Source organism: Pseudomonas putida (genome assembly GCF_030159595.1).
Taxonomy (GTDB): domain Bacteria; phylum Pseudomonadota; class Gammaproteobacteria; order Pseudomonadales; family Pseudomonadaceae; genus Aquipseudomonas; species Aquipseudomonas putida_AC.
Map to the genome: position 1 here is coordinate 257,975 of NZ_BSKJ01000001.1, position 25,962 is coordinate 283,936.

Sequence of the window (25,962 nt, forward strand, 5' to 3'; positions counted from 1 at the left end):
GTGAACCTCAGCGAAGCCCCAGCCGGCGGGCCAGTCGGCTCAGGTTTGCACGGTCCAGGCCCAGCTCACGGGCCGCTGCCGCCCAGTTATCCTGGTGCCGTTGCAGGCAGGCTTCGATCACCTGGCGCTGATAGATGTCGACCGCTTCGCGCAGGCCGCCCTCAGGCAATGTTGCCAGCTGGGCAGGGGCTGTGGGGGAGGGCTGGGGGCCTGGGATTGCGGGCAACGCGCGCAGGTCCAGGTCGATGGCATCAAGCGTGAGAATGCGTGGCCGGTCGGGGTGCTGGCCCAGCGCTTTGAGTGCTGAGCGGCCGATCAGGTGTTCCAGTTCGCGCACGTTGCCTGGCCAATCATAGGCCAGCAGCGCAGTCTGGGCGTCGTGGCTCAGGCGCAGGCTGTTGAGACCCAGTCGCGAACGGTTCTGTTCGAGGAAGTAGCCCGCCAATAGCAGCACATCTCGCCCACGTTCGCGCAAGGGCGGTACATGCAGCGGGTACACGCTGAGGCGGTGATAGAAGTCGGCGCGGAAGTTGCCATTGCGCACTTCTGCTGCCAGGTCACGGTTGGTGGCGGCGATCAGGCGCACGTCCACGCGGTGCTCGCGGTCCGAGCCCAGGCGCTGAAGCTGGCCGCTTTGCAGCACACGCAGCAGCTTGGCCTGCACCGTCAGCGGCAGTTCGCCCACTTCGTCAAGGAACAACGTGCCGCCGTTGGCCAGCTCGAACTTGCCCCGGCGCTCGCCGTGCGCGCCAGTGAAGGCACCGCGTACATGGCCGAACAGTTCGCTTTCCACCAGGGTGTCAGGCAGGGCGGCGCAGTTGAGGCTGACCAGTGGCTTGTCGGCCCGGTTGCTGGCCTGGTGCAGGGCCTGGGCCACCAGTTCCTTGCCAACGCCCGTTTCGCCAGTGATCAGAACAGTCAGGTCGCTGCCGCCGACCAGACGGATTTCCTCCACCAGGCGCTTGTGCGCCGGGCTCTGGCCAATCAGCTCTTTGTCCTGGCCGCTGGCCTGGCGGTAGATTTCGGCCCGCAGGTGTTCGTCTTCGGCGCGCAGGGCCAGGTGCTCAATGCGTTCGGCCACGGTAACGGTAGCGGCGGCCAGGCTGGCGAAGGCCTGCAGCGCATCCAGTTCCAGGCTCTGGAACTGCCCGGGGGTGAGGGCGTCGAGGGTGACCAGGCCCCAGGGACGCTCATCAACCATCAACGGGCAACCCATGCAGTCGTGCACTTCCAGGTCGGCATCGGGGGCGTTGACCAGGCCATCGTAAGGGTCGGGCAGCTCGGAGTCGCTGGCGAAACGAGTGGGTTCCGGGCGGCTGAGCAATATCTGGAAGCGCGGGTGCTCGCTGACCCGGAAGCGCCGGCCCAAAGTGTCAGGGCTCAGGCCATCGACCGCCAGTGGTACCAGCCATTCACCATCCAGGCGCAGCAGAGCAGCGGCATCGCACGGCAACAACCCGCGCATGGCCTGCAGCAAGCGGCGGTAGCGTTCCTGGTCAGGAAGGTCGCGGGACAGGTCGCTGACCAAGGGCAGCAGGGCAGTGAGCAGTGGCTTTGTGGTCATAAAGACTCCTATCGGTCAATATGACTATACGCTGGGATGGGTCGTTTTGACATGACTGGCGTCAACGCCCTGATTTTACTGGCTATAAAAGTTGGCACGATTGCTGAATTGCCTAAGGCAGTCATTTGAAGCCAAAGGCTCAGGAGTTCTCGCAATGCTCAATGCCGAACAACGTGCAATCATCAAGGCCACTGTACCCCTGCTGGAAAGCGGCGGCGAAGCGCTGACGACCCATTTCTACAAGATGATGCTCAGCGAGTACCCCGAGGTGCGGCCGCTGTTCAACCAAGCCCATCAGGCCAGCGGTGACCAGCCACGCGCCTTGGCCAACGGCGTGCTGATGTATGCCCGCCACATCGACCAGCTGGAGCAACTGGGCGGCCTGGTCGGGCAGATCATCAACAAGCACGTTGCCCTGCAGATTCTGCCGGAACACTACCCGATCGTCGGCAGCTGCCTGTTGCGCGCCATCGAGGAAGTGCTCGGCAAGGAAATCGCCACCCCTGCGGTAATCGACGCCTGGGCCGCGGCCTATGGCCAACTGGCCGACATCCTGATTGGTGCTGAAGAAAGCCTCTATAAGCAGAAGGAAGAGGCCGAAGGCGGCTGGCGTGGTACCCGCGAATTCCAGGTGGTGCGCCGCGAGCAGGAAAGCAGCGAGATCGTGTCGTTCTACTTTGCCCCGGTGGATGGTAAGCCGGTGCTCAAGGCCGAGCCTGGCCAGTACATTGGCCTGAAGCTGGACATCGACGGTGTCGAGCAGCGCCGCAATTATTCCCTGTCGGCATTGTGCGATGGCAAGGAGTACCGCATCAGCGTCAAGCGTGAGGCGGGTGGCAAGGTCTCGAACTACCTGCACGATGAACTGGTGGTGGGCGATACCTTGCAACTGTTCCCGCCTGCGGGCGACTTCACCCTGACGGCCAGCGACAAGCCACTGGTGCTGATCAGCGGGGGCGTTGGCATTACCCCGACCCTGGCAATGTTGCAGGCGGCACTGCAAACCCGGCGCGAGGTACATTTCATCCACTGTGCGCGTAACGGCGCGGTGCATGCCTTCCGTGACTGGGTCGATGGCCTGGCGGCGCGTCATCCACAGCTCAAGCGCTTCTACTGCTATGCCGAGCCGGAAGGTGGGGTGGCCGCCGATGCCGTGGGTCTGTTGAGTGAAGACCTGCTGGCCGAGTGGTTGCCGCAGGCGCGTGACGTGGATGCCTACTTCCTTGGGCCCAAGGGCTTCATGGCGGCAGTGAAGCGCCAGTTGAAGGGGCTGGGTGTACCGGAGCAGCAGAGCCGTTACGAGTTCTTCGGGCCGGCGGCTGCCTTGGAGTGATGTATTGCCTGTACCGGCCTCTTCGCGGGCAAGCCCGCGAAGAGGCCGGTACAGGCAATACACACCTCCTGCCTATATATAAGGAAAGATGAAACCGGGCTCACCGCTTTCATCATTAATCCTCCGTTAATCACGGTATCCTTCACTCCCGGGTGTCGAGGGGCTTGCCCCTGCGCGGCACCCGGGCAGCCGCTTTTTTGCCGCCCGACGTTGAACCGACGTCGTTGCGGCCGGTCTCAGCCACACCGGATAGCCCTGCGCAGTGTCTCACACCGCTTTCTCGGCACGCTCACAGGCCCTGCCCAGCGTGTAGACTTGCGTCCAGGCAGGCGGACCACGCTGCCACTATCCATCGAAGGAACCGGCAATGAACGAACAAACATCGCGCCTGAATCGGGAACGGCGCTTTCTGGTGCTGTTGGGCCTGATCTGCCTCTCGCTGATCGGCGGCGCCCTCTATATGCAAGTGGTGCTGGGCGAGGCTCCGTGCCCCTTGTGCATCCTGCAGCGTTACGCGCTGCTGTTCATTGCCGTGTTCGCCTTCATTGCCGCAGCAATGCCCGGACGCCGTAGCCTGACCTTCTTCGAGGCACTGGTGGTGCTCAGCGCCGTTGGCGGAATCATTGCGGCCGGCAACCATGTGTATATACTCGCCAACCCCATGGTCAGTTGTGGCATCGACACCCTGCAGCCGATCGTGGACGACCTGCCATTGGCCAAGCTCTGGCCGCTCGCGTTCCAGGTCGACGGCTTCTGCAGCACGCCGTACCCGCCGATCCTCGGTTTGTCGCTGGCGCAATGGGCGCTTGTGGCGTTTGTCCTGACCGCCGTCCTGGTTCCGCTCGGCATCTACCGCAACCGACGCCAGGCTTAGACAAAAGTCCCGAATTGCAGAGGGTCTTTTGCAGCGCATGCGATGAGGGAAAAGTTGCGCACCCCTTGATCCAGATCAACCTCCAGGCCTTGAAGAATGCGGCTTTGAGGGCTAACAAGCGGGGTGCGACAAACTGTCGCGAAGTTGAATTGTTGGGTAGCATTGTTACGCATTCTGTAAAAGACTGTTGCTCAATAAGTCATAGTCAAGGGTAGGCGACCTCACTACAATCGCCCCCAATTTCCGTTCGGCACTGCTTGCGAGTCGCAGGATTGAAGGAAGCCCCAGCGCTCCTTTTTGCTGACTTCGTCAAGTTTCGCCCAACGGCGATACCGGGCGGACCCCCCTCCGCGTTTTCCCGCACCAAATGGACTTGGTCTGAAGTACAGGCCTGTTGCCTACGAAACCATAAGCACCGCTAACACGCTTGAAGCCAAGGTCCTGCAGTCGGACCCCAGGCAGGAGCGAGTACGGGCGCGAAATGCCTCACTTGGCAGGACGAAGTGTTGGCTACCAAAACACAAATTGCATTGAAGCAAGCTGATCTAGAGGTCGTGAGATGAGTAAAAAGCGTTACCCCAGACTGTTTGGCATATTGCCCTTTTTAGGCATGCTTTTACTCAGTGGGTGCAACTGGACCCTGCTCGACCCGAAGGGCCAGGTCGGCATTGAGCAAAAGAACCTGATCCTGATCGCTACCGGCCTGATGCTGCTGGTGGTTATTCCGGTCATCATCATGACTCTGGCGTTCGCCTGGAAGTACCGTGCTTCCAACAAGGCAGCCACCTACACCCCTGACTGGTCGCACTCGACCAAGATCGAGGCCGCGGTGTGGATCATCCCGATCCTGATCATCATCGCCCTGGGTTACGTCACCTACCACTCCACCCACAAGCTGGACCCGTACCGTCCGCTGGATTCGGACGTGAAGCCGATCCAGATCGACGTGGTCGCACTGGACTGGAAGTGGCTGTTCATCTACCCGGAACAGGGCATTGCCACCGTCAACAAGATCAACTTCCCGGCTAATACCCCGGTGAACTTCCGCGTCACCTCCGACGCCGTGATGAACTCGTTCTTCATCCCGGGCCTGGGTGGCCAGATCTACGCGATGGCCGGCATGACCACCAAGCTGCACCTGATCGCCAACGAGAACGGTGTGTTTGACGGTATCAGCGCCAACTACAGCGGTGCTGGTTTCACCGGCATGAAATTCAAGGCTACTGCCACCTCTCAGGAAGACTTCGACAAGTGGGTCGCCGAGGTCAAGCAGTCGCCGTTGAAACTGGGCAAAGCCGAGTACGAAGCTCTGGCCAAGCCTAGCGAATACAACCCAGTCGCGCTGTACAGCGAGGCGCCAGCAGAGCTGTTCCAGTCCATCGTCGACAAGTACGAAGGCATGAACCGCGGCAAGCCGGTCCACGAAGAAGCAGGCAGCAAAGATCTGGCCACAACCAAGGGTGTGGAATCGAGTATGCAACCAGCTGCCGGTGCAGAGGAGTAAGAGATGTTCGGTAAACTAAGCCTGGAGGCGATACCCTATCACGAGCCGATAGTCATGGTGACGCTTGCCATGATCGCGCTCGGCGGTATCGCTGTCGTCGGTCTTATCACCTATTTCCGCAAGTGGACCTACTTGTGGAGCGAGTGGCTGACTACTGTCGACCACAAAAAGATCGGCGTGATGTACATCATCGTCGCGATGATCATGCTGCTGCGTGGCTTTGCCGACGCCATCATGATGCGTACCCAGCTGGCTGCCGCAACCGGTGGCTCCGAAGGCTACCTGCCGCCTGAACACTATGACCAGATCTTCACCGCTCACGGTGTGATCATGATCATCTTCATGGCGATGCCGTTCTTCACCGGCCTGATGAACCTGGCGGTTCCTCTGCAGATCGGTGCACGTGACGTTGCCTTCCCGTTCCTGAACTCCCTGAGCTTCTACCTGCTGCTGGCAGGCGTGCTGCTGGTCAACATCTCGCTGGGCGTTGGTGAATTCGCCAAGACCGGCTGGGTTGCCTATCCGCCGCTCGCGGGCATTCAGTACAGTCCTGGGGTGGGTGTCGACTACTACATCTGGGCGCTACAGCTATCCGGATTGGGTACGACGCTTACCGGCGTGAACTTCCTCGTCACCGTGATGAAGATGCGCGCACCTGGCATGAAGCTGATGGACATGCCGATCTTCACCTGGACCTGCACCTGGGCCAACGTACTGATCGTTGCTTCGTTCCCGATCCTGACTGCTGCACTCGCGCTGCTGACTGTTGACCGTTATCTGGACTTCCACATTTTCACCAACGAGCTTGGTGGGAACCCGATGATGTACGTCAACCTGTTCTGGGCGTGGGGTCACCCTGAGGTTTACATCCTGATCCTGCCGGCCTTCGGCGTGTTCTCGGAAGTCACCTCGACGTTCTCTGGCAAACGCCTGTTCGGCCACCACTCGATGATTTACGCATCGGGCGCGATCGCCATCCTCGGCTTTGCGGTATGGCTGCACCACTTCTTCACCATGGGTGCCGGCGCCAGCGTCAACACCTTCTTCGGCCTGGCGACGATGCTGATCTCCATTCCGACCGGTGTGAAGCTGTTCAACTGGCTGTTCACCATGTACCAAGGCCGTGTGCGCTTCACCGCACCGATGCTCTGGACCCTGGGCTTCATGGTCACCTTCTCCATTGGTGGCATGACCGGCGTACTGCTGGCCGTTCCAGGTGCTGACTTCGTTCTGCACAACAGCCTGTTCGTTATTGCGCACTTCCACAACGTGATCATCGGTGGCGCGGTATTCGGCTACATCGCCGGTTTCGCCTTCTGGTTCCCGAAAGCCTTCGGCTTCACCCTGAACGAGAAGTGGGGCAAAGCTGCCTTCTGGTTCTGGCTGTCGGGCTTCTACGTTGCGTTCATGCCGCTGTACGCCCTGGGCTTCATGGGCATGACCCGTCGTCTGAACCACTCCGACAACCCACTGTGGGAACCCTACCTGTACGTAGCCGTTGTCGGCGCCGTGCTGATCCTGTTCGGTATCGCTTGCCAGCTGATCCAGCTCTACGTTTCGATCCGCGATCGCAACGAGAACCTGGACGTGACCGGCGACCCATGGGGCGGCCGTACCCTGGAATGGTCGACTTCGTCGCCACCTCCGTTCTACAACTTCGCTCACATGCCTGAGCAGGTTGGCCTGGACGCCTGGCACGAAACCAAGGAAACCGGTAAGGCTTACAAGCCGGCGACCAAGTTCGACGCTATCCACATGCCGAGCAACACCTCTACCGGTTTGTTCATGGGCCTGTTCCTGACCGTCTTCGGCTTTGCCTTCATCTGGCACATCTGGTGGCTGGTTGGCGCGAGCCTGGTTGCAACCATCGCTGTCTTCGTTCGCCACGCTGCACGTGACGACCAGGGCTTCATGGTTCCGGCCGAAGAAGTGGCGCGCATCGAAGGCGAGCGTATGAAAGCGCTGGCCAAAGCAGGTGCTCTGCCTGCCGGCGCACGTGTCGAATCGTTTGAGCGGGTGTAATCAATGTCCAGTCAAGTAATGCACGGCGCTGCACATGGTCACGACCATGGGCATGACGACCACCACCACGACTCGGGCCAGATGACCGTACTGGGTTTCTGGCTGTACCTGATGACCGACTGCATTTTGTTTGCGTCGCTCTTCGCTACCTACGCGGTGCTGTCCGGCAGTTTTGCCGGCGGCCCGTCGGGTCATGACATCTTCCAGCTCGATTTCGTAGCTGTTGAAACGCTGTTCCTGCTGCTGTCCTCGATCACCTTCGGCTTCGCCATGCTGAAGATGTTCGACGGCAAGAAAGCTGGCGTACTGGGCTGGTTGGCTGTGACCTTCCTGTTCGGTGCAGGCTTCATCGCGATGGAAATCTACGAATTCCATCACCTGATCAGCGAGGGCTTCGGCCCGCAGCGCAGTGGCTTCCTGTCGGCGTTCTTCGCCCTGGTAGGTACCCACGGTCTGCACGTAACTGCCGGCCTGATCTGGATGGCAATCATGATGTACCAGATCAACAAGCATGGCATCACGCCGACCGCCAAGACCCGCATGAGCTGCCTGAGCCTGTTCTGGCACTTCCTGGACGTGGTCTGGATCTGCGTGTTCACCGTCGTCTATCTGCTGGGAGTTCTGTAATGGCTAGCGCACACGACACTCATCACGAAGGCAGCCACGGCAGCGTCAAGTCGTACATGATCGGCTTTGTCCTGTCGATCATCCTGACTGCGATCCCGTTCGCGCTGGCCATGACCGCCAGCCTGCCGAAGAACCTGACCGTTCTGATCATTGTTGCCATGGCCGTGATCCAGGTAGTCGTACACCTGGTGTACTTCCTGCACATGGACCGCTCGAAAGAGCAACGCAACAACGTGTCGACGTTCCTGTTCACCGTACTGGTAATTGCACTGCTGGTCGGCCTGTCGCTGTGGATCATGTTCAACATCCATATCGAAATGATGGCCAAGTGAGGTAAGACTGCATGTCCGTTAAGCACTTTATCCAAATCACCAAACCGGGGATCATTTTCGGTAACGTGCTTTCCGTGGCAGGCGGTTTCTTCCTTGCCTCGAAGGGCCATGTGGATTTCGCCTTGTTCCTGGCGGTGGTGATCGGTACTTCGCTGGTGGTTGCGTCCGGATGCGTGTTCAACAACTGCATCGACCGTGACATCGACCACAAGATGGAGCGCACCAAGAACCGCGTCATGGTGCAGGGCGGCATGTCGCTGCCCCTCGCGCTGATCTACGCCACCCTGCTTGGGGTGGCGGGTTTCAGCCTGCTGTATGTTCAGGCCAACCCGCTGTCGGCGTTCTGCGCAGCTGTAGGTTTCATCGTCTACGTCGGTTTCTACAGCCTGTGGCTGAAGCGTAAATCGGTGCACGGCACCTTGGTCGGCAGCCTGTCGGGTGCCATGCCTCCGGTGATCGGCTACTGCGCCGTCAGCAACAGCTTCGACCTGGCTGCGGTTACCCTGCTGGTGATGTTCAGCCTGTGGCAGATGCCGCACAGCTTTGCCATCGCCATCTTCCGCTTCAAGGATTACAGCGCTGCCAACATTCCGGTCCTGCCGGTGGCGCGTGGTGTTCTCGCGGCGAAGAAGCAGATCGTGCTGTATGTGCTGGCCTTCGTGCTCGCCACCTTGATGCTTACCCTCGGCGGTTACGCCGGCCTCGGCTACCTGGCCGTGGCAGCAGCCATGGGCCTGTACTGGCTGTACATGGCTTGGGGTGGCTACAAGGCCGAGGACGACAGCAAGTGGGCCCGCAAGGTGTTCGGCTTCTCGATCCTCACCGTCACTGCCCTGAGCGTGATGATGGGCGTGGACAGCCAGACCGCTGCGGACGTGCTGATGACCTATGCGCGCTGATCGAGGCGAGTGCTTCACTAAAGAACCCGGCCATTGTGCCGGGTTTTTTTATGGGTGTTTTTCCTGTGCCGGCCTCTTCGCGGGCAAGCCCGCTCCCACAGAGATCTCCACAGGCCCCCGAAGGCTGCGCTGTACCTGTGGGAGCGGGCTTGCCCGCGAAGAGGCCGGCCCTGAAAACATAAATCTCTAATTTTCAAAAAATACATCTGAAAAATTCTAACAAAACAGGAAATTGTCCTTTACAGGTATCCTGTTTCGGCACTATCTTCTGATCAAGGCCGCCACATCGGCCAACGTCGCTCGGACGGTTCCGGGCGCTTACGTACTCAGAGGAAGCCATGGCCAACCCAGGTTCGCCGCGCCGCTTTGCGCGCATCGATCGTCTCCCCCCTTACGTCTTCAACATCACTGCCGAGCTCAAGATGGCTGCCCGCCGCCGTGGTGAGGACATCATCGACCTGAGCATGGGCAACCCCGATGGCGCCACCCCGCCGCACATCGTCGAGAAGCTGGTGCAGGTTGCCCAGCGTGAAGACACCCACGGCTATTCCACCTCTCGCGGCATCCCGCGCCTGCGCCGGGCCATTTCCAACTGGTACAAGGAACGCTATGAGGTCGACATCGACCCGGAAAGCGAAGCGATTGTCACCATCGGCTCGAAAGAGGGTCTGGCGCATCTGATGCTGGCCACCCTCGACCAGGGCGATACGGTGCTGGTGCCCAACCCCAGCTATCCGATCCACATCTACGGTGCGGTCATCGCCGGTGCCCAGGTGCGTTCGGTACCGCTGGTACCGGGTGTGGACTTTTTCAACGAACTCGAACGGGCCATCCGCGAGTCGATCCCCAAGCCGAAGATGATGATCCTCGGCTTCCCGTCCAACCCCACCGCCCAGTGCGTTGAGCTGGACTTCTTCGAGCGCGTAGTGGCCCTGGCCAAGCAATACAATGTGCTGGTGGTGCATGACCTTGCTTATGCCGACATCGTCTACGACGGCTGGAAAGCCCCGTCCATCTTGCAGGTTCCCGGCGCCAAGGACATTGCGGTGGAGTTCTTTACCCTGTCCAAGAGCTACAACATGGCCGGCTGGCGGATTGGTTTCATGGTCGGTAACCCCGAGCTGGTCAGTGCCCTGGCGCGGATCAAGAGCTACCACGACTACGGCACCTTCACCCCGCTGCAGGTGGCGGCCATCGCTGCACTGGAAGGCGACCAGCAGTGCGTGCGTGACATTGCCGAGCAGTATCGCCAGCGCCGCAACCTGCTGGTGAAGGGGCTGCACGAGATGGGCTGGATGGTCGAAAACCCCAAGGCGTCGATGTATGTGTGGGCCAAGATCCCGGAGCAGTATGCGCACCTGGGGTCGCTGGAGTTTTCCAAGAAGCTGCTGGCCGAGGCCAAGGTCTGCGTGTCGCCAGGGATCGGCTTTGGTGATTATGGTGACGACCATGTGCGCTTTGCCCTGATCGAGAACCAGGACCGCATTCGCCAGGCCATTCGCGGGATCCGGCAGATGTTCCGGGCTGATGGGTTGACCAACAAGTAAGCTTCAAGGGGCCGCTTTGCGGCCCCCATTGGTTCAGGTGAGACCTTTCCGCCTGCTTTCCACCGACTTACCTACCTATCTTCAGCACTCATTTCTCACCACAGAGATCCACACATGAGTGTCTTCACCGCCTATTTCTGCGGCACCGGCTCCCACCGCTTCGACGACGCCAACCCCAACTTCTGGAACGGCGAACTGGTCGCGACCCTGGCCAGCAACGACCAGGGTCGCGAATTCGCCCACTGGATCGCCGTAGATGGCCCTGGCAGCGGAAACCTGCAGGATGACAAGCTGTTCGTTGAACCCGGCGGCTATTTCAACTGGACGGGTCAGCTGTTTGGCCGCGGCTGGGAAGAGAACGTCAACCATGTGCTGCAGGTAATCAAAGGCGAAAGCAGCTGGCAGCGCACCGAGCTGAGCGAAGAAGAGTACGAGCGGCTAAAGGACGCTGGTGTGCCCATTCCAGAGGCTTCCTCCACAGCCTCCTGGTTCTGGCGCACCTACGACTACGGTGAGCGCCACCCGACACCACAGGAACTGCAAGAGCGCATCATCAGCATGTTCCGCAAGCCATGCATTCCGACCCAGGTGAACCTGGTGGGCTGGAGCCGGGGAGGGATCAGTTGCCACATGCTGGCCAACGCCATGGCGCAAGACCCGGTACTGCGGGACATACCGGTGAACATATTTGCCATCGATCCGGTGCCCGGGATTGGCAATGTGCAAGCCGAACGCATCACGCTGGCGGGAAACGTGCGTGAATATGTCGGCTTCTATTCGCGGGATGAGCGTTCCAAAGGGTTTGCCTGCGTGATCCCGTCAGTGGCCAGTGGTACGCAGATCTGCATTTATCCGATGCCGGGGCGCCATGCCACGCTGGTGGGCAATGCGTCGGTCGATGGTGCGAGCGACGGCAAGGTGCTCAAGGAGCCCGGGCTGATCGTTCGCCATTTCGCCGAAGTCTGCCTGACCCGCTGGGGCGTTGAGCTGGACAAACAACTGGCCTTGAGCGATAGGCAGCTCATGCTTTATCACCAGGCCATGGCCGCTGCCGAGGGGCAGTACCATGCCATGCGCAGCCAGTCTTACACGGTGCTGACCGAGGGTGAGAACGACAATCGGTTGGTGCATTGTGGCGAGGCCCGCACGCACTTCAGCAAGGTGTGCGGCGATGACTATGAGCCGACCGAAGGCCTGGCTTTGACGCGTTGGGACACGACTACCTACAAGGCGCTGCGGTAGCTGATGCGGCCGGCCGGATCAGCGGCAAAATATTTTGCATGGCCCCTCTATCCAGCCGCCCCGGGTTCGATTGAAAATGGCGCCGCGGGCCAGCCCCGATAACAACAACCTTCCCTCCGTGACATCATGTCTGAATATAACCCTTGCCTTGACTGCGGCGCCTGCTGCGGGTACTTCCGTGTGTCCTTCTTCTGGGGCGAATGCCAGTCTGCCGGGGGCGTTGTGCCGGACGACCTGGTGGTGCAGATCAACCCCACCCGCGTTGCCATGATTGGCACCGACGCCAAGCCATGCCGCTGTGTCAGCCTTGATGGTGAGATTGGCAAGGAAGTGGCTTGTACCATTTATGCCAACCGCTCCAGCCCTTGCCGCGAGTTCGACGCATCGTGGGAAGGTGGGGTGCATAACCCCAGCTGTGACGATGCGCGGGCGGCGTATGGGCTGCCACCGCTGACCCCGCCGGGGGCCAATGAGCCGCATTGGCCGGGGGATGGGGCTGAGGTGGCCTGAGCCTGTTTCGTTAGCCTGTACCGGCCTTTTTGCGGGTGATTCCGCTCCCATAGGAAACGCACTGTGGGAGCGGGCTTGTCCCGCGAAACGCCGGGCGGTGGTGCTCGATTTTCGCGCCACCCTAGATCAAGACATGCCCTCCCACCCCACATGTAGTTAAACTGTCATCTCCCCAGCAATGGACAGGAGATCCGGCGTGACCCCACCCCGCAGTTTCCCCAGTGACCTCTGCCTCGACAGCCCGCGTCTGCACTTGCGCCCTATGCGCCATGCCGATGCTGCGCAATGGCTGGCGATCATGGCCGACCCCGAGGTCATGCGTTATTGGCACCATGCCCCTTGGCAAGACCTGGCCGAAGCCGAAAGCGCCCTGGCCGCCGACCGCGTAGCCTATGCCAATGGCGACCAGCTCAAGCTCGGCATGTACCGGCGTGACAACGGCGAACTCATCGGCATGGTGCAGCTGTTCAACATCGACGATGTGTCCCGCCGCGGCGAGATTGGCTACTGCCTGGCCAGCGCGGTGCAGGGCAGGGGCTACATGGACGAAGCGCTCACCTGCTTCATCGACTACCTCGCCCACACCCTGCACATGCGCCGCCTTGAAGGAGAGATCGACCCGCGTAACCAGGGCTCGGCGCGTACCCTCGAGCGCCAGGGCTTTGTGCTAGAAGGCACCCTGCGGGCGCGGTGGTGCGTGGCCGGCGAGTTGTCTGACTCGGGTATCTATGGCTTGCTGCTTGAGCCAGCGGTTGCATAGTCTTGCGCCGCATGGTGTTGCTGTGCGGCGCCTGTCCAGGGTCTGGAAGCGGGGCAAGGCCTGGGTTAAGGTCGTAGACTGTCCCGTTTCCCCCAGGTGTGCCCCTTGCCCGTTTTCTACCTGAGCATCAGCTTGCTGCTGTATGTGCTCGCCCTGTTTTTCGATGGCGCGCTGATGAGCGGCGAGCGCCACATGCCGGCCCTGCAGATGCTGCTGTACGGGCCATGGGGCATGCCCTTCGGTTTGTTCCAATGGTTTGCCAACCCGCTGTTGGCCCTGGCCATCCTTGCCCATCGGCGGTTTCGCAGGCTGGCCTTGCTGGCAGGGTTGGCAGCTGTGTACCTGGCCGCCAGCAGTTTCGCAATAGACCGCTTGCCGGACAACCAGAGCTACGCGTTTCATGAGCGCACCGGCTTTGGTGCCGGTTTCTACCTGTGGCTGGCGGCGATGGTGGTGTTTTGTGCGGGCCAGGCCTGGCATTGCTGGAAAGCACGCAGCGCCAACGACATGCCGGGCTGGAACTGGCTTGATGTAGCGTTGATCGCCGCGCTGGCTGTGACGCTTTACGCGGCAACCCAGATGCCATCGTTGCGCTTCGAGCCGGGTAACGTACTGATGCCGCCAGAGCAGCCACAGACGCTTTGATACCCACAAGGAGGGGCCGCATGACCAAGCATTACCTGACAGGCCTGGCGCTGGCCTGCGTGCTGCCGATGGCAGTGGCGGATGACTACACACCGGCCTACGGGCAGTGCATGGACAAGGCTTCCAGCACGGTGGCCATGAGCGCGTGCATCCAGGCTGAGACGCAGGTACAGGACCAGCGGTTGAACCGGGCTTACAAGCAGTTGATGGGCAAGCTGGATGCCGGGCAGCAGAAGAGCCTGCGGGATGTGCAGCGCAAGTGGATGGCTTACCGCGATGGCAACTGCCAATTCCATGTGCAGGCCAGTGGCGGGACCCTGGCGCAGTTGGAAGGTGGGACGTGTGTGATGGACATGACCCGCGACCGGGCGGCGGAGCTGGAACGGGTGCTCAGCCCGGTGCAGTGAGCTTGCCTGTTCTGGCCTCATCGCCGGCAAGCCAGCTCCCACAGGGATCGCAGCGCTCTCAGCTGCAGCGCGATCCCTGTGGGAGCTGGCTTGCCGGCGATGGGGCGCGAAGCGGCCCGCTTTTATCTTCGAGGTTCGCGCAGCGCCCGGGACTTGAGGTACTCGCGCACTTCCACGGCATCCCCGGCAAACTCGATACGCTCTGCCTTCGCCGCACGCTGGTAGGCATACATAGGGTCGTAATACTCGTTCAGCAAGCCCTCGATCCAGCCCCGGTGCAGTTCCACCGCGCCGCTGCGCTGCTGCGCTTCCAGCGCCTGGCCCAGCAGCGCCGACAACCGCTGATAACGCTCACCGCCCAAACGCTTGTAGATGTTGGCCATGCTTTGCAGCATGCGCTCGGCAAACAACCGGCGGCCTTCTTCCTCGCCATGCACAGCGACGAACTCGGCACTCAGGTTGACCACATAATCACGCAGGATGCGCTCCACCCGATTGGCAAAACTGTCTTCCAGCCACACCAGTGGGTATTGCTGCATGCCCTGGTACAACGTCAGCGGCACGGTGCAACTGCCGACAATGCGGCCTTCATCTTCCAGTACGAACTGTTCAATGCCTCGCTCGCGTTTCTTCAGTACGTCGATGGCCAGCTGGTTCTCGAAGTCGATCTGGGCCGGCTGCGCGGTGGCGCGTTTGCCGAAGCTGGAGCCGCGATGGTTGGCGTGGCCTTCCAGGTCCAACACGTTACTCAGCTGATGCAGCACGTCGGTCTTGCCAGTACCGGTAAGGCCGCCCAGCAGCACAAAATCGCATTGCGCCACCGCCTGCTGGGTGGTCTCCAGCAGGAAGGTCCGCATGGCCTTGTACCCGCCCTTGACGCGCGGGTACTGAATGCCCGCCTCATCGCGCAACCAGCCCTGCACGATCTGCGAGCGTAGGCCGCCACGGAAGCAGTACAGGTAGCCTTCGGGGTGGGCCTGGGTGAATGCCACCCAGGCGTCCAGCCGAGCCTGTTTGGTGGCGCCGCTGACCAGTTGGTGGCCAAGGGTGATGGCGGCGGCCTGGCCCTGCTGTTTGAAGCAGGTGCCAACCCTCTGCCGCTCCTGGTCGTTCATCAGCGGCAGGTTGACCACGCCGGGGAAGGCGCCCTTGGCGAATTCGACGGGTGCGCGCATGTCCATCATTGGCACGTCGTCGAGGAACAGCTGGCGAAAATCGGTGCAGTCGGGGCGCATCAGACGACCTCGACCGCGTGGGTCTGTCGTTCGACCAGTTTGCCGATCGGCGCCAGTTGCAGGCCCAGTTCGGCAGCGACTGCCTGGAACTCGGCTTCACCTTCCGGAGCAACCGCCACCAGCAAGCCGCCGCTGGTTTGCGGGTCGCACAGCAGGTGTTTCTGCTCGTCGCTGAGGGTGCCGAGCTTGTGGCCGTAGCTGTCGAAGTTGCGCAGCGTGCCGCCAGGGATGCAACCCTCGGCCAGGTAGTGCTCGACACTGGGCAGGCGTGGTACGGCGGCGTAGTCCAGGTGCGCGGTAAGGCCGCTGCCCTCAGCCAATTCCACCAGGTGGCCGAGCAGGCCGAAGCCGGTGACGTCGGTCATGGCCTTGACCCCATCGAGCTTGCCGAAGCGGCTGCCGGGGGTGTTGAGGGTGCACATCCAGTCGCGGGCCAGGCCTTGGTCCTGCGCACGCAGCTTGGCCTTTTTCTCGGCAGTGGTAAGGATGCCGATGCCCAGTGGCTTGGTCAGGTACAGCTGGCAGCCTGCAGTGGCGGTGTCGTTGCGCTTGAGGTGGCGCTTGCTGACCACACCCGTGACGGCGAGGCCGAAGATGGGTTCGGGGGCGTCGATGGAGTGGCCGCCGGCCAGCGGGATGCCGGCTTCGGCGCATACCGCACGGCCGCCACGGATCACTTCGCGGGCGACTTCAGGTGGCAGCACGTTGACCGGCCAGCCAAGGATGGCGATGGCCATCAGCGGGTCCCCGCCCATGGCGTAGATGTCGCTGATGGCGTTGGTGGCGGCGATGCGGCCGAAGTCGTACGGGTCATCGACAATCGGCATGAAGAAGTCGGTGGTCGAGACCACGCCGCGCTCGTCGTCCAGCGCGTACACGGCGGCGTCGTCGCGCGAGGCGTTGCCGACCCACAGCTTCGGATCCAGGGCGTAGGTTCCGCTTTCGGCGAGGATCACGTCCAGCACCTTGGGAGAAATTTTGCAGCCACAGCCGGCACCGTGGCTGTACTGGGTCAGGCGAATCGGCTCGCTCATATGTACCTCAGCAGGTCAAATTGTTGCGCGATTGTAGCAAAGCTGGCCTTTGCGCCTGTGCCTCTTATAATTCTCATTGTCGGCGTACTTGTCGGCATTTCCCCGCTATTGAACCGGAGAACACCCATGCTCAAACGCCCCATGGCGCTCGCCGTCGGCCTCGTGCTGTCTTGCTGTGCCGTCGTCGTCCAGGCCGCTGAAATCCTGCGGGTCAGCGCCATCCCCGACGAAGCACCGACCGAACTGCAGCGCAAGTTCAAGCCATTGGGTGAGTACCTGGCCAAGCAATTGGGCATGGAGGTGAAGTTCGTGCCGGTGGCCGATTACCCTGCGGTGGTTGAGTCGCTGGCCTCCGATCGCCTCGACCTGGCCTGGCTGGGAGGCTTCACTTTCGTTCAGGTACACCTGAAGGACCCGACCGCCACGCCGCTGGTGCAGCGTGAACAGGATGCGCAGTTCACCTCCAGGTTCATCACCGCCAATCCCGATGTGAAGAGCCTGGCCGACCTCAAGGGCAAGTCGTTTGCCTTCGGTTCCATCTCGTCCACTTCGGGCAGCCTGATGCCACGTTATTTCATGCTCAAGCAGGACAACATCAAGCCTGAAGAGTACTTCAGCCGCGTGGCCTATTCTGGCGCGCATGACGCCACCGTGGCTTGGGTGCAGGCGGGCAAGGTCGATGGTGGCGTGCTTAACGCCAGTGTGTGGCAGAAGCTGGTGGATGCTGGCAAGGTCGATACCGCCAAGGTGAAAGTGTTCGCGACCACCCCGACCTACTTCGACTACAACTGGACCGTGCGCGGCAACATGGACCCAGCGCTGAAAGACAAGATCAAGAAGGCCTTCCTCGACCTCGACCCGGCCAACCCCGAGCACAAGGCGATCCTCGACCTGCAGGCCGCCAGCCGCTTTATCGAGACCAAGCCTGAAAACTATGTGGGCACCGAGCAAGCTGCGCGTGAGGCTGGCCTGCTCAAGTGACTGCTTCGAACGTGGCCATCCACCTGCACGGTGCCGGCCTGCGCCATGGCCAGGTGCGCGCGCTTGACGCGATCAGCCTGGTCATCGAGCAGGGCGAACGCGTCGCTATCATTGGGCCGTCGGGGGCGGGTAAGTCCAGCTTGCTGCACCTGATGGCTACGGCCATCCAGCCCAGCAGCGGGCGCGTGGAGTTGCTTGGCGAGCAGCCCTGGGCATTGTCCGCCAGGGCACGCCAGCGCCTTCGGGCGCGAATCGGCCTGGTGCATCAGGCTCCGCCCTTGCCACCGCGCCAACGGGTGGTTACGGCAGTCCTGGCCGGTCGACTGGGGCAGTGGGGGGTAACGCGTGGCTTGCTCAACCTGCTGTACCCCAGCGATGTGCCGGGCGCGCGCCAGGTGTTGGCCGAACTGGGCCTGGCTGACAAGCTGTTCGTGCCATGCGGGCAGCTGTCTGGTGGCCAGTTGCAGCGGGTGGGCATTGCCCGGGTGCTGTACCAGCGGCCACAGGTGCTGTTGACCGACGAGCCGGTGTCGGCCATGGACCCGGTGCTGGCTGACCACAGCCTGGTGTTGCTCAACCGGCATGCCCAGGCCAACGGCGTGACGCTGGTGGCGAGCCTGCATGCGGTGGACCTGGCACTGGCACACTTCCCGCGGGTGATCGGTATTCGTGAAGGGCAAGTGGCGTTCGACAGCCCGGCCGAAGCCGTTACCGAGCAATTGCTGGATGCTTTGTACGCCAACGAACAGCTGGGTTCGCCGCCAACCCACGGGCCGACCCTGACGGTGCAGATTCCGCGATGCTGAAGGCTGACACCCGCGACCCTGCCGTGTTGCCGCGGTTGCTGCTGGCCCTGCTGGCCGTGGCGGTGTTATGGCCAGGTATTCAGTTGAGCGAGCTGAACCCTGGGGTGCTGCTGCAGGCGGAAAACCAGCAGCAGATCGCCAGCTTTACCAGCGCCTTCTGGCCGCCGGCACACGATTCTGACTTCCTTGGGCTGTTGTATGAAGCCACCTTGCAGACCCTGGCCGTGGCCACCGCCGGCATGGTGCTGGCGCTGTTGCTGGCGATCCCGGCCGGCTTGCTGGCTAGCCGTGCCTTGTCTTTGCGTGCTGCTTCTCGTGGCGGGCGGGTCGGGTTCTGGTCGCGACTGTTGCGGCTGCCGGTACGCGGGTTGCTGATTTTCCTGCGCAGCGTGCCGGAAATTGTCTGGGCGCTGCTGTTCGTGCGGGCCGTGGGGCTGGGGCCGACGGCGGGAGTGTTGGCAATCGCCATCACCTATAGCGGCATGCTCGGCAAGGTCTACGCCGAGATCTTCGAGTCGGTCGACCAGCGTCCGGCCCATGCCTTGTTGCAGGCGGGCAGCGGCCGGCTGACGGCGTTTTTCTACGGCATCCTGCCCAATGCGGCACCCGAAGTGGTGTCCTACACCGTGTACCGCTGGGAGTGCGCGGTACGGGCCTCGGTGGTGATGGGTTTTGTCGGTGCTGGCGGGTTGGGGCAGCAGATTGACCTGTCGATGCGCATGTTCGCCGGTGCGCAAGTAGCAAGCATGCTGCTGACGTTCCTGGTGCTGGTGATGCTGGCCGATCTACTTAGCCGCCTGTTGCGTTGGCGGCTGGCATGAGCCGGTTAATCAACCTGATGTTGCTTGGCGCCATCGTGGTGGCGGTAGTGGCTTCGTTCACTTATCTGGAACTGGACCTGCAGGCACTGGTCGGTAACGGCGGGTTGGGGCAGATGGGCGAGTATGCCGGGCGTTTCCTGCACCCGGATGTGTCGGCCGGGCATCTGAAGGCAGTATGGCGTGGGGCGTTGGAAACCCTGGCCATGTCTGGCATGGGGACCTTGTTGGCGATGGTACTGGGGATGTTGCTGGCACTGCCAGCGGCAGGGCGGTTCGGTTGGCCTTTGCAGGGGGCAGCGCGGTTGCTGCTGAATGCCCTGCGCGCCATTCCGGAGCTGGTTTGGGCGGCGCTGACGGTGCTGGCGGCCGGGCTTGGGCCCAATGCTGGCACTCTGGCCTTGGCGCTGCACACAGCTGGCGTGCTTGGGCGGCTGTTTGCCGAGGCGCTGGAGAATGCACCGCCAGAGCCGGCGGAGGCCATCCGCCTGCAGGGCGGCAGCCAAGTAGCGGCGTTCTGCTTTGGTACCTTGCCTAACCTGTGGCCACAGTTGCTGGCCTACAGCTTGTACCGTTGGGAGAACAATATCCGCATGGCCAGCGTGCTGGGCTTTGTCGGGGCGGGTGGCTTGGGGCAGATGCTGTACACCACCCTGAGCCTGTTCCAGGAGGCCCAGGCCAGCACGGTGATCTTGGGCATGCTGGTGCTGGTGTTGCTGGTTGACACGTTGAGTGATGTGTTGCGCCAGCGCTATGTGCGCGCCTGACCGATAGCCGGGGCCGCGTTGCAGCGCGAACCGTTCACCGGCGCCCCCCACAACATGGGGGCCTCCCACCAGCGGTTGTAGGCGCTGCTGTTGCGAAAACTTACCAGCACCACCAGCGCTGAACCCAGCAAGGTCAACGGGATTAGTGGCAGGGTGAACTTGCTGTTGAAGAACAGCATGAAATCGATGGTGACCCGCACACATATCTTGCTAGCCGAACACTTGCTTCATCTGCACCAGCGCCACCCGCGTGCCATCCCACCCCTGCCGTTCCTCGATGCCAAACGGCACGAAGCCCAGCTGTGGATAAAGGAGTAAACCCGCAGTGTTGTGGTTGAAGCATGACACCCACACCTCCCTGGCAGCGTATTGCTGGCGGGCGAGGGCGATCATGGTGGTGACCAGGTAGCGTGCTACACCAAGGCCGCGGGCGTTGGGCGCCACGACCACGTTGCCCAAGGCGCACACGCCGTCGTGCTCGGCCTTGTAGAAATTGGCGAGGGCGAGAATTGCGCCGTTGCCTTCCACCACCGTGGAGCCGCTGCGTTGGGCGACCGCATCGCTCAACTGGGCGGGGGTGAGGGGGTACGTCGCTTTGGGGAACATGTAGAACAGTTCGTCCGGGCTTTGTGGAAAGTTGCAGATGACGGGGATGTCGTCAGGCCGGACAGGGCGGTGGGCCAGGTGCATGGCAGGTCCTTCTTACGCTGGCTGTTAGGGCCCCTTCGCAGGCAAGCCCGCTCCCACAGGATTTCCACAGCACTTGAGGCCTGTGTTGTACCTGTGGGAGCGGGCTTGCCCGCGAAGGGGCCATCAGCCTCACATCATAGGCCGCTTTCCATCCAAAAACGCGACCTGTCTCACGGCTTGGCGGCAACCGCCACATAGCCTTTGACCGAAGCCGGTGCCTGAGGCTTGCCCTTGTGCGCCGTCAGGTACAGAAAGCGCCGCCATTCCTTGTCGATTTCGTTGAACGACATGAATACGCTGATCCGCTCCTTGCCAGCCAGATCCGGGCGCTTGCCGGCATCGATCTCGCTTGTAGGGATGATGGCGACGTTGATGCCGACCACCTTGCCGTCATCGGCGAACACAGGCCCACCCGACATGCCTTTCGTGATCGGGCCGTCGTGCACCGAGTAGAAGACGCTGCCTGGGGTGCCTTCAAGCCGTACCAGTGACGGCATTGCATGGCCCTTGCCCTGCATCGGCATCATGAAACTGTTGAAACCCACTGCTGTCACCGCTTCGCCAGGCACATACTGGCGCCAGTGCGGCACGTTGCTGGCCTTGTGCTTGAAAAACACCACGTCACCGAGGCCCTCGTGGACCACGTTGCGCAGGAAGGGGGTGTGTTTGGCGGTTACGGCGTAATCCTCGTTCCACTGGATGGCGCTGGCCATCAGCAACATGGGCAACGGGGCACCGGAGGTAACCACGAAAGCCTGGCTGTAGACGGGATCAGAAACGTACGAGGTTGGCACTCCATTGCACCCACTGAGCAGCATCATTGCCGCCATGCAGGGCGCGATTGTTTTCATGGGTCACACGGTGCTTGGTGAAAATGGAGCGCAACTATGGCTAAGTGCCATTACGCTATCAATACTTTCGGCATATATCCGATGAATGACAGCTTAAGTAGTGGGGGGCAAGATGGCTAATAGGCTTCATGCATGGCTAGAGGCCCCACAGTCATTGGGGTGCCGCCAATTTTTACCTGTCGCGGTGACAGGGTCGGCACAGGAATAATTGATCTGATAATCGTTATCATCTAAGGTGCCATCCTCGCCCGGAGGGATACCCGTGATTAATGACGATCTGAGTCAGGTCTATGCCGAGCACAACGGATGGCTCAAGCAGTGGCTTTACCGCCGGCTGGGCTGTTCGGCACAAGCTGCGGACCTGGCTCAGGACACCTTCCTGCGGATTCTTCAGGCTCAGCAGAAGGCGGGTGCCAGCCTGAGCCTGCAGCGCCCCCGGGCTTACCTGGCAACGGTCAGCCGGCGGCTGGTGCATGACCATTTCCGGCGCCAGTCACTGGAGCGCGCCTACCTGGAAATGCTCGCGCAACTCCCTGAGCTGTTCGCGCTGTCTGCCGAAGAACAGTGGTCCATGCGCGAAACCTTGCAGCAACTGGACGCACTGCTCGACACCTTCAAACCGGTGGTGCGCTCGGTGTTCCTGCTGGTGCAACTGGAGGGCCTGACCTACATCGAGGTAGCACGACGCCTGGGTATTGGCGAGCGCACGGTGAAGCGGCACATGGCCAATGCCCTGCAAGCCTGCATCCTGTTCGACGAAGACTTCTGATGCCTGGCCAGCAACCTCGCATCACGCCGGAAGTGGCTCGGCAAGCCGCCAATTGGCACATGCTGATGCTCGATGAAACCGTCAGCCTGTCCCAGCTCGCTGCTTGCAGCCGCTGGCGCGCGGCAGCGCCCGAACATGAGCGGGCCTGGCAGAAGGCGTTACGGATTCAGGCCCAACTGGGCATGCTGCCGCAACAGTTGGCCATGGGCACCTTGAACCGTGAGCGCCGGCAGGTAATGAAGCAGATGCTGACGCTGGCCATCGTCGCGCCGCTCGGTTATGTGGGCTATCGCCAGCTTGTGCCGCAGGCGGCTTATGCCACTGACGTTGGCCAGCATAAACAGATGACCTTGGCTGACGGCACGTTGCTGGACATGAACACCGATACCGCCGTGGACGTGGACTTCGACGCGCAGCAACGGCTGATCAGCCTGCGCCGTGGCGAGGTGCTGGTCGACTGCGGGCCAGATAGCCACAGCACCGTTCACCGGCCACTGCGCGTTGCTACCCGGCAAGGCCTGATGGAGGCTCTGGGTACGCGCTTCATGGTCCGCCAGCGCGAAGGCACGACACAACTGGCCGTGTTCCAGGGGGCGGTAAGGGTGACGCCTGCCCGTGGCCTAGGGCAAACCCTTGAGGCCGGCCAGCAGCTGACCTTCGATGCCTCGGGGCAGGGTGCCTTGGTCGCAGCCCGTGAGCAGGACAGCCAGTGGACGCGTGGCCAATTGGTGGTCGAGGAGATGCCCTTGCGCGAATTCCTCAGCGAGCTGGGGCGCTACCGACCGGGCTGGCTACGCTGCCAGGCCGACGTTGGGCATCTGTTGATCAGCGGCGCATTCCAGCTGGAAAACACCGATGAAATCCTGGCCGCGCTGCCTGCCACATTGGCAGTGCAAGTGGATTACCGCACCCGCTACTGGGTTACCGTCAGCAAACGTTAATGAGAATTGGCCCGTTTTTGAAACTCGTCAGTCCTTATCTGTGGAACTGCCACACATAATAGGGACAACTTCTTAATGATCCGCTCTTCTTCACCGGTCGCCACGACCGGCCTTGCCATGGTTCAACCACGCCTGCCCAGCTATCGACGGGTACTCGCCTTGAGCGCTCTGGCCATCGCCCTGCAAGGTGTTGGCGTACACGCCCTGGCCGCGCCTGTGCAGGCGCCGCAAGCCTTCAGCATCGCGTCCGGTAGTCTGGCCCAAGTGCTTGCCCGGTTCGCCAGTGAAGGAGGGTTTACCCTGCAATACACCTCGGAATTGACCCGTGGCCTCTCCAGCCCGGGGTTGCAGGGCCAGTATGGTGTCGAAGAAGGTTTGCAGCAGCTGCTGAGCGGCACCGGCCTGCAGGCCGTTCGCCGCGGCAACAATGTCTATGGCCTGCAGCCCGTCCCCCTGAGTGCAGCGTCTGGCGGCGCCGCCTTGAACCTGGAACCGCTGAACATCAATGGCGTCCAGGATAACGCAACCACTGAGGGCTCAGGCAGCTACACCTCCAACGCCGTCACCATTGGCAAGGGCACCCACCGCCTCAAGGACATCCCCCAGTCGGTCAGCGTGGTGACGCGCAAGGCCATGGACGATCAGCGCCTCGATACCCTGGATGAAGTGCTGGAAAAGACCACGGGCATTACCACTTTGCAAAGCCCATCCGGCGGCAAGTACATCTATTCGCGTGGTTTCGAGGTGGAAACCATCCAATACGACGGCGTGCCACTCGACCGCCGTTACTATGCCATCGGCAGTAGCTTCACTTCCGACACGCTGCTGTACGACCGTGTCGAAATCCTGCGTGGTGCCAACGGCCTGCTGCAAGGCAGCGGCAACCCCGGTGCAGCCATCAACCTGGTGCGCAAACGGCCGAAAGCCGAACCGTTCTTGTCCGTGACTGCCAGCGCCGGTTCCTGGGATACCTATCGTCAAACCGTCGATGCCGGCGCCCCGCTCAATGCCGATGGCTCGCTTCGTGGCCGTGTGGTGGCCGGGCATGAAGACCAGAACTACTTCTACGACACCGCCGAAAGCCGCAAGAACGTACTTTACGGCATCCTTGAATACGACCTCAGCGATGCCACCACAGTAGCGGCGGGCGCCAGTGTCGAAGACCTGCATTCCACGCCATTCTTCAGCGGCCTGCCGCGCAACAAGGACGGCAGCGCCGTGAACGTCAGCCGTTCCACCTACACGGGTGCCGACTGGAACACATGGGATAACAAACAGACCACCTACTTTGCCGACGTCACCCACGATTTCAACGAAGACTGGCGCCTGAAGGCTTCCGGCAGCTACATGCGCGAAACCAACTACATCCTCTACAGCTTCGGCCGTGGCGCCGTCGACCCGGCCACCGGCGACGGCATGCGCTCGCGTGCCTACCTGTACGACTTCGAGAACATCAACAAAGGCGGGGACATCAACCTGACCGGCAAGTGGCGTGCCTTTGGCCGGGAGCACGAAGTGGTGGTGGGGGCAAACGCCAGCGACCTACAGACCGACGACCTGCAAGGCGGGTTCATCAACCTGGGGCCGATGAACATCTACGACCCGGTCTCGCCGCAGCGCCCGACCCAGGACCAACTGCTGGGCACAGGAACTACAAACACCTACCCCGGCACTTCCAAGGGCAAGATCCGCCAGAACGGCCTGTATGCGGTCACGCGCTACAAGCTGACCGACCCGTTGACCCTGGTAGTGGGCGGGCGCACCAGCAACTACACCTATGACTATGAGCTGCACCGCTTCAACGGTGTATCGCCAACCCCGGCCCACTCGCGGGAAAGCGGCGAGTTCACGCCCTATGGTGGCCTGATCTACGCGCTGAACGACCAGTGGTCGGCCTACATGAGCTATGCCGACATTTTCAAGCCGCAGACCGAGCTGAGCGTGGACAACGCCCCGCTCAAGCCCATCGAAGGCGCCAACTATGAGCTGGGCCTCAAGGGTGAGCTGTTCGATGGCCGCGTGAATACCAGCTTCGCGTTGTTCCAGGTTGACCAGGAAAACCGTGCCCAGGCCACCGAGTGCGGTACTGGCGGTGGTGAGAACTGCTATGTGGCTGGTGGCAAAGTGCGTACCCAGGGCTTCGACGCAGAGATCAGCGGTGAAGTGCTGGACCGCTTGCAGCTGTTTGCTGGCTACACCTACACCCACACCGAGTACCGCAACGACCCGGCTGATGGCGAGTCGGAGGCCGGCGGCACCTTCAACACCTACACGCCCAAGCACCTGCTGCGCTTCTGGGCCGACTACAACCTGCCTGGCGAACTGGACCCTTGGACCGTGGGCGCTGGGGCCAACATCCAGAGCCGCAATTACCATGGCAACTTTGGTGGTACGGACGGGGTAGGGAAGATCGAGCAGGCGGGGTACGCCATCTGGAACGCCCGGGTGGCTTACCAGATCAACAAGAACTTCAGCGTGTCGTTGAACGGCAACAACCTGTTCGACAAGAAGTACTTCTCCAGCATCGGTTGGCTGTATGCGGCGAACTACTACGGGGATCCGCGTAACTATACCGTTACCCTGCGGGCGGATTTCTGAGGCCGGGCACGATCTACTGTGGGAGCGGGTTCACCGGCGAATCAGACGCTGTGGTGGATGGCACCGGCTTTGCCGGTGTTCGCGGCTAAAGCCGCTCCTACAGTGACCGTGCAAGTTGCGACCTGTACGAGAGATCAAAATTCAGGCGAAAAAAAACCGACCTATAAGGTCGGTTTTTTCCGGATTTTGGTGCCCGAGGGAGACTC

The 25,962-nt window shown here is 61.6% G+C and carries 25 protein-coding genes and 1 pseudogene; 20 read left to right on the top strand and 6 right to left on the bottom strand.

Features of this window, described 5'->3' with window-relative positions; genetic code table 11:
- Positions 1–7: 7 nt before the first annotated feature.
- Positions 8–1,564 (bottom strand): nitric oxide reductase transcriptional regulator NorR, encoded by a 1,557-nt coding sequence (gene norR, locus QQL85_RS01105; RefSeq protein ID WP_284354827.1) that lies wholly within the window; start codon positions 1,562–1,564, stop codon positions 8–10.
- A gap of 154 nt (positions 1,565–1,718) precedes the next feature.
- Between norR and hmpA the strand changes: the two genes are divergently transcribed.
- The 13 genes from hmpA to QQL85_RS01170 all read left to right on the top strand — a co-directional run bounded on the left by hmpA (position 1,719) and on the right by QQL85_RS01170 (position 14,266).
- On the top strand, positions 1,719–2,897 hold the full coding sequence (hmpA, locus tag QQL85_RS01110; RefSeq protein WP_284354828.1) for an NO-inducible flavohemoprotein: 1,179 nt from the start codon (positions 1,719–1,721) through the stop codon (positions 2,895–2,897).
- 367 nt (positions 2,898–3,264) lie between these two features.
- Entirely contained in the window at positions 3,265–3,771 is a 507-nt protein-coding gene (locus tag QQL85_RS01115) for a disulfide bond formation protein B (protein ID WP_284354829.1), read from the top strand.
- Between the two features lie 559 nt (positions 3,772–4,330).
- Positions 4,331–5,275 (top strand): ubiquinol oxidase subunit II, encoded by a 945-nt coding sequence (gene cyoA / locus QQL85_RS01120; RefSeq protein ID WP_043204139.1) that lies wholly within the window; start codon positions 4,331–4,333, stop codon positions 5,273–5,275.
- Between the two features lie 3 nt (positions 5,276–5,278).
- Positions 5,279–7,297 (top strand): cytochrome o ubiquinol oxidase subunit I, encoded by a 2,019-nt coding sequence (gene cyoB / locus QQL85_RS01125; protein ID WP_284354830.1) that lies wholly within the window; start codon positions 5,279–5,281, stop codon positions 7,295–7,297.
- A 3-nt stretch (positions 7,298–7,300) separates the two neighbouring features.
- Entirely contained in the window at positions 7,301–7,924 is a 624-nt protein-coding gene (gene cyoC / locus QQL85_RS01130; protein WP_043204143.1) for a cytochrome o ubiquinol oxidase subunit III, read from the top strand.
- The gene (gene cyoD / locus QQL85_RS01135) at positions 7,924–8,256 is read left to right on the top strand and encodes a cytochrome o ubiquinol oxidase subunit IV (protein ID WP_016501428.1); all 333 of its coding nucleotides are present in this window, start codon (positions 7,924–7,926) and stop codon (positions 8,254–8,256) included. The genes cyoC and cyoD overlap by 1 nt, the downstream gene beginning before the upstream one ends.
- Positions 8,257–8,267: 11 nt before the next feature.
- Complete coding sequence (gene cyoE, locus QQL85_RS01140; RefSeq protein ID WP_063911282.1) at positions 8,268–9,155, top strand: heme o synthase; 888 nt, start codon at positions 8,268–8,270, stop codon at positions 9,153–9,155.
- A 338-nt stretch (positions 9,156–9,493) separates the two neighbouring features.
- A complete protein-coding gene (alaC, locus tag QQL85_RS01145; RefSeq protein ID WP_284354831.1) occupies positions 9,494–10,702 on the top strand; it encodes an alanine transaminase in 1,209 nt (402 codons plus the stop codon).
- A 114-nt stretch (positions 10,703–10,816) separates the two neighbouring features.
- Positions 10,817–11,944 carry a hypothetical protein gene (locus tag QQL85_RS01150; protein WP_284354832.1) on the top strand — a complete coding sequence of 376 codons (1,128 nt, stop codon included), beginning with the start codon at positions 10,817–10,819 and terminating at the stop codon, positions 11,942–11,944.
- A 126-nt stretch (positions 11,945–12,070) separates the two neighbouring features.
- Positions 12,071–12,454 (top strand): YkgJ family cysteine cluster protein, encoded by a 384-nt coding sequence (locus tag QQL85_RS01155; protein ID WP_284354833.1) that lies wholly within the window; start codon positions 12,071–12,073, stop codon positions 12,452–12,454.
- A gap of 196 nt (positions 12,455–12,650) precedes the next feature.
- Entirely contained in the window at positions 12,651–13,214 is a 564-nt protein-coding gene (locus QQL85_RS01160; protein WP_284354834.1) for a GNAT family N-acetyltransferase, read from the top strand.
- A gap of 105 nt (positions 13,215–13,319) precedes the next feature.
- Positions 13,320–13,859, top strand: coding sequence for a hypothetical protein (locus tag QQL85_RS01165; protein WP_284354835.1), 540 nt, complete (start codon positions 13,320–13,322; stop codon positions 13,857–13,859).
- A 20-nt stretch (positions 13,860–13,879) separates the two neighbouring features.
- Entirely contained in the window at positions 13,880–14,266 is a 387-nt protein-coding gene (locus tag QQL85_RS01170; RefSeq protein WP_284354836.1) for a lysozyme inhibitor LprI family protein, read from the top strand.
- 122 nt (positions 14,267–14,388) lie between these two features.
- Here the strand turns inward: QQL85_RS01170 and mnmH are convergent, their stop codons facing one another.
- Both mnmH and selD read right to left on the bottom strand, forming a co-directional pair.
- Entirely contained in the window at positions 14,389–15,501 is a 1,113-nt protein-coding gene (gene mnmH / locus QQL85_RS01175) for a tRNA 2-selenouridine(34) synthase MnmH (RefSeq protein ID WP_284354837.1), read from the bottom strand.
- The gene (selD, locus tag QQL85_RS01180; RefSeq protein ID WP_284354838.1) at positions 15,501–16,535 is read right to left on the bottom strand and encodes a selenide, water dikinase SelD; all 1,035 of its coding nucleotides are present in this window, start codon (positions 16,533–16,535) and stop codon (positions 15,501–15,503) included. Before selD ends, mnmH begins: the two co-directional genes overlap by 1 nt.
- A 126-nt stretch (positions 16,536–16,661) precedes the next feature.
- Here selD and QQL85_RS01185 point away from each other — a divergent pair, with 126 nt between their 5' ends.
- From QQL85_RS01185 to phnE, 4 genes are read left to right on the top strand one after another with little or no spacing between them, the layout of a single operon-like run.
- Positions 16,662–17,516 carry a putative selenate ABC transporter substrate-binding protein gene (locus QQL85_RS01185; protein ID WP_284354839.1) on the top strand — a complete coding sequence of 285 codons (855 nt, stop codon included), beginning with the start codon at positions 16,662–16,664 and terminating at the stop codon, positions 17,514–17,516.
- Positions 17,513–18,322 (top strand): phosphonate ABC transporter ATP-binding protein, encoded by an 810-nt coding sequence (locus QQL85_RS01190; RefSeq protein ID WP_284354840.1) that lies wholly within the window; start codon positions 17,513–17,515, stop codon positions 18,320–18,322. The genes QQL85_RS01185 and QQL85_RS01190 overlap by 4 nt, the downstream gene beginning before the upstream one ends.
- Positions 18,316–19,143, top strand: coding sequence for a PhnE/PtxC family ABC transporter permease (locus tag QQL85_RS01195; RefSeq protein ID WP_284354841.1), 828 nt, complete (start codon positions 18,316–18,318; stop codon positions 19,141–19,143). The genes QQL85_RS01190 and QQL85_RS01195 overlap by 7 nt, the downstream gene beginning before the upstream one ends.
- Complete coding sequence (gene phnE / locus QQL85_RS01200; protein WP_284354842.1) at positions 19,140–19,907, top strand: phosphonate ABC transporter, permease protein PhnE; 768 nt, start codon at positions 19,140–19,142, stop codon at positions 19,905–19,907. The genes QQL85_RS01195 and phnE overlap by 4 nt, the downstream gene beginning before the upstream one ends.
- Before the next feature lie 23 nt (positions 19,908–19,930).
- On the opposite strand, the pseudogene QQL85_RS01205 reads toward phnE, so the two are convergent.
- From QQL85_RS01205 to QQL85_RS01215, 3 genes and pseudogenes are all read right to left on the bottom strand, one after another.
- Positions 19,931–20,107: pseudogene (locus tag QQL85_RS01205) on the bottom strand (bestrophin family ion channel); the annotation flags it as partial.
- Between the two features lie 10 nt (positions 20,108–20,117).
- Positions 20,118–20,597, bottom strand: a complete 480-nt coding sequence (locus QQL85_RS01210) for a GNAT family N-acetyltransferase (protein ID WP_284354843.1) — start codon at positions 20,595–20,597, stop codon at positions 20,118–20,120.
- A 170-nt stretch (positions 20,598–20,767) separates the two neighbouring features.
- Positions 20,768–21,415: a trypsin-like peptidase domain-containing protein gene (locus QQL85_RS01215; protein ID WP_284355082.1), complete on the bottom strand. Its 648-nt coding sequence runs from the start codon at positions 21,413–21,415 to the stop codon at positions 20,768–20,770.
- Positions 21,416–21,710: 295 nt separating this feature from the next.
- On the opposite strand from QQL85_RS01215, the gene QQL85_RS01220 reads away from it, so the two are divergent.
- The 3 genes from QQL85_RS01220 (at position 21,711) to QQL85_RS01230 (ending at position 25,756) form a co-directional block, all read left to right on the top strand.
- Complete coding sequence (locus QQL85_RS01220) at positions 21,711–22,217, top strand: sigma-70 family RNA polymerase sigma factor (protein ID WP_284354844.1); 507 nt, start codon at positions 21,711–21,713, stop codon at positions 22,215–22,217.
- Positions 22,217–23,158: a FecR domain-containing protein gene (locus tag QQL85_RS01225; protein WP_284354845.1), complete on the top strand. Its 942-nt coding sequence runs from the start codon at positions 22,217–22,219 to the stop codon at positions 23,156–23,158. Before QQL85_RS01220 ends, QQL85_RS01225 begins: the two co-directional genes overlap by 1 nt.
- A gap of 117 nt (positions 23,159–23,275) precedes the next feature.
- A complete protein-coding gene (locus QQL85_RS01230) occupies positions 23,276–25,756 on the top strand; it encodes a TonB-dependent siderophore receptor (RefSeq protein ID WP_284354846.1) in 2,481 nt (826 codons plus the stop codon).
- The last annotated feature ends 206 nt before the right edge of the window (positions 25,757–25,962 follow it).

Excerpts from the sequence above, each read along its gene's own strand:
- norR (WP_284354827.1), bottom strand. The coding sequence starts at position 1,564 with ATGACCACAAAGCCACTGCTCACTGCCCTGCTGCCCTTGGTCAGCGAC.
- hmpA (WP_284354828.1), top strand. The coding sequence starts at position 1,719 with ATGCTCAATGCCGAACAACGTGCAATCATCAAGGCCACTGTACCCCTG.
- QQL85_RS01115 (WP_284354829.1), top strand. The coding sequence starts at position 3,265 with ATGAACGAACAAACATCGCGCCTGAATCGGGAACGGCGCTTTCTGGTG.
- cyoA (WP_043204139.1), top strand. The coding sequence starts at position 4,331 with ATGAGTAAAAAGCGTTACCCCAGACTGTTTGGCATATTGCCCTTTTTA.
- cyoB (WP_284354830.1), top strand. The coding sequence starts at position 5,279 with ATGTTCGGTAAACTAAGCCTGGAGGCGATACCCTATCACGAGCCGATA.
- cyoC (WP_043204143.1), top strand. The coding sequence starts at position 7,301 with ATGTCCAGTCAAGTAATGCACGGCGCTGCACATGGTCACGACCATGGG.
- cyoD (WP_016501428.1), top strand. The coding sequence starts at position 7,924 with ATGGCTAGCGCACACGACACTCATCACGAAGGCAGCCACGGCAGCGTC.
- cyoE (WP_063911282.1), top strand. The coding sequence starts at position 8,268 with ATGTCCGTTAAGCACTTTATCCAAATCACCAAACCGGGGATCATTTTC.
- alaC (WP_284354831.1), top strand. The coding sequence starts at position 9,494 with ATGGCCAACCCAGGTTCGCCGCGCCGCTTTGCGCGCATCGATCGTCTC.
- QQL85_RS01150 (WP_284354832.1), top strand. The coding sequence starts at position 10,817 with ATGAGTGTCTTCACCGCCTATTTCTGCGGCACCGGCTCCCACCGCTTC.
- QQL85_RS01155 (WP_284354833.1), top strand. The coding sequence starts at position 12,071 with ATGTCTGAATATAACCCTTGCCTTGACTGCGGCGCCTGCTGCGGGTAC.
- QQL85_RS01170 (WP_284354836.1), top strand. The coding sequence starts at position 13,880 with ATGACCAAGCATTACCTGACAGGCCTGGCGCTGGCCTGCGTGCTGCCG.
- mnmH (WP_284354837.1), bottom strand. The coding sequence starts at position 15,501 with ATGCGCCCCGACTGCACCGATTTTCGCCAGCTGTTCCTCGACGACGTG.
- selD (WP_284354838.1), bottom strand. The coding sequence starts at position 16,535 with ATGAGCGAGCCGATTCGCCTGACCCAGTACAGCCACGGTGCCGGCTGT.
- QQL85_RS01185 (WP_284354839.1), top strand. The coding sequence starts at position 16,662 with ATGCTCAAACGCCCCATGGCGCTCGCCGTCGGCCTCGTGCTGTCTTGC.
- QQL85_RS01195 (WP_284354841.1), top strand. The coding sequence starts at position 18,316 with ATGCTGAAGGCTGACACCCGCGACCCTGCCGTGTTGCCGCGGTTGCTG.
- phnE (WP_284354842.1), top strand. The coding sequence starts at position 19,140 with ATGAGCCGGTTAATCAACCTGATGTTGCTTGGCGCCATCGTGGTGGCG.
- QQL85_RS01210 (WP_284354843.1), bottom strand. The coding sequence starts at position 20,597 with ATGCACCTGGCCCACCGCCCTGTCCGGCCTGACGACATCCCCGTCATC.
- QQL85_RS01215 (WP_284355082.1), bottom strand. The coding sequence starts at position 21,415 with ATGCTGCTCAGTGGGTGCAATGGAGTGCCAACCTCGTACGTTTCTGAT.
- QQL85_RS01225 (WP_284354845.1), top strand. The coding sequence starts at position 22,217 with ATGCCTGGCCAGCAACCTCGCATCACGCCGGAAGTGGCTCGGCAAGCC.
- QQL85_RS01230 (WP_284354846.1), top strand. The coding sequence starts at position 23,276 with ATGGTTCAACCACGCCTGCCCAGCTATCGACGGGTACTCGCCTTGAGC.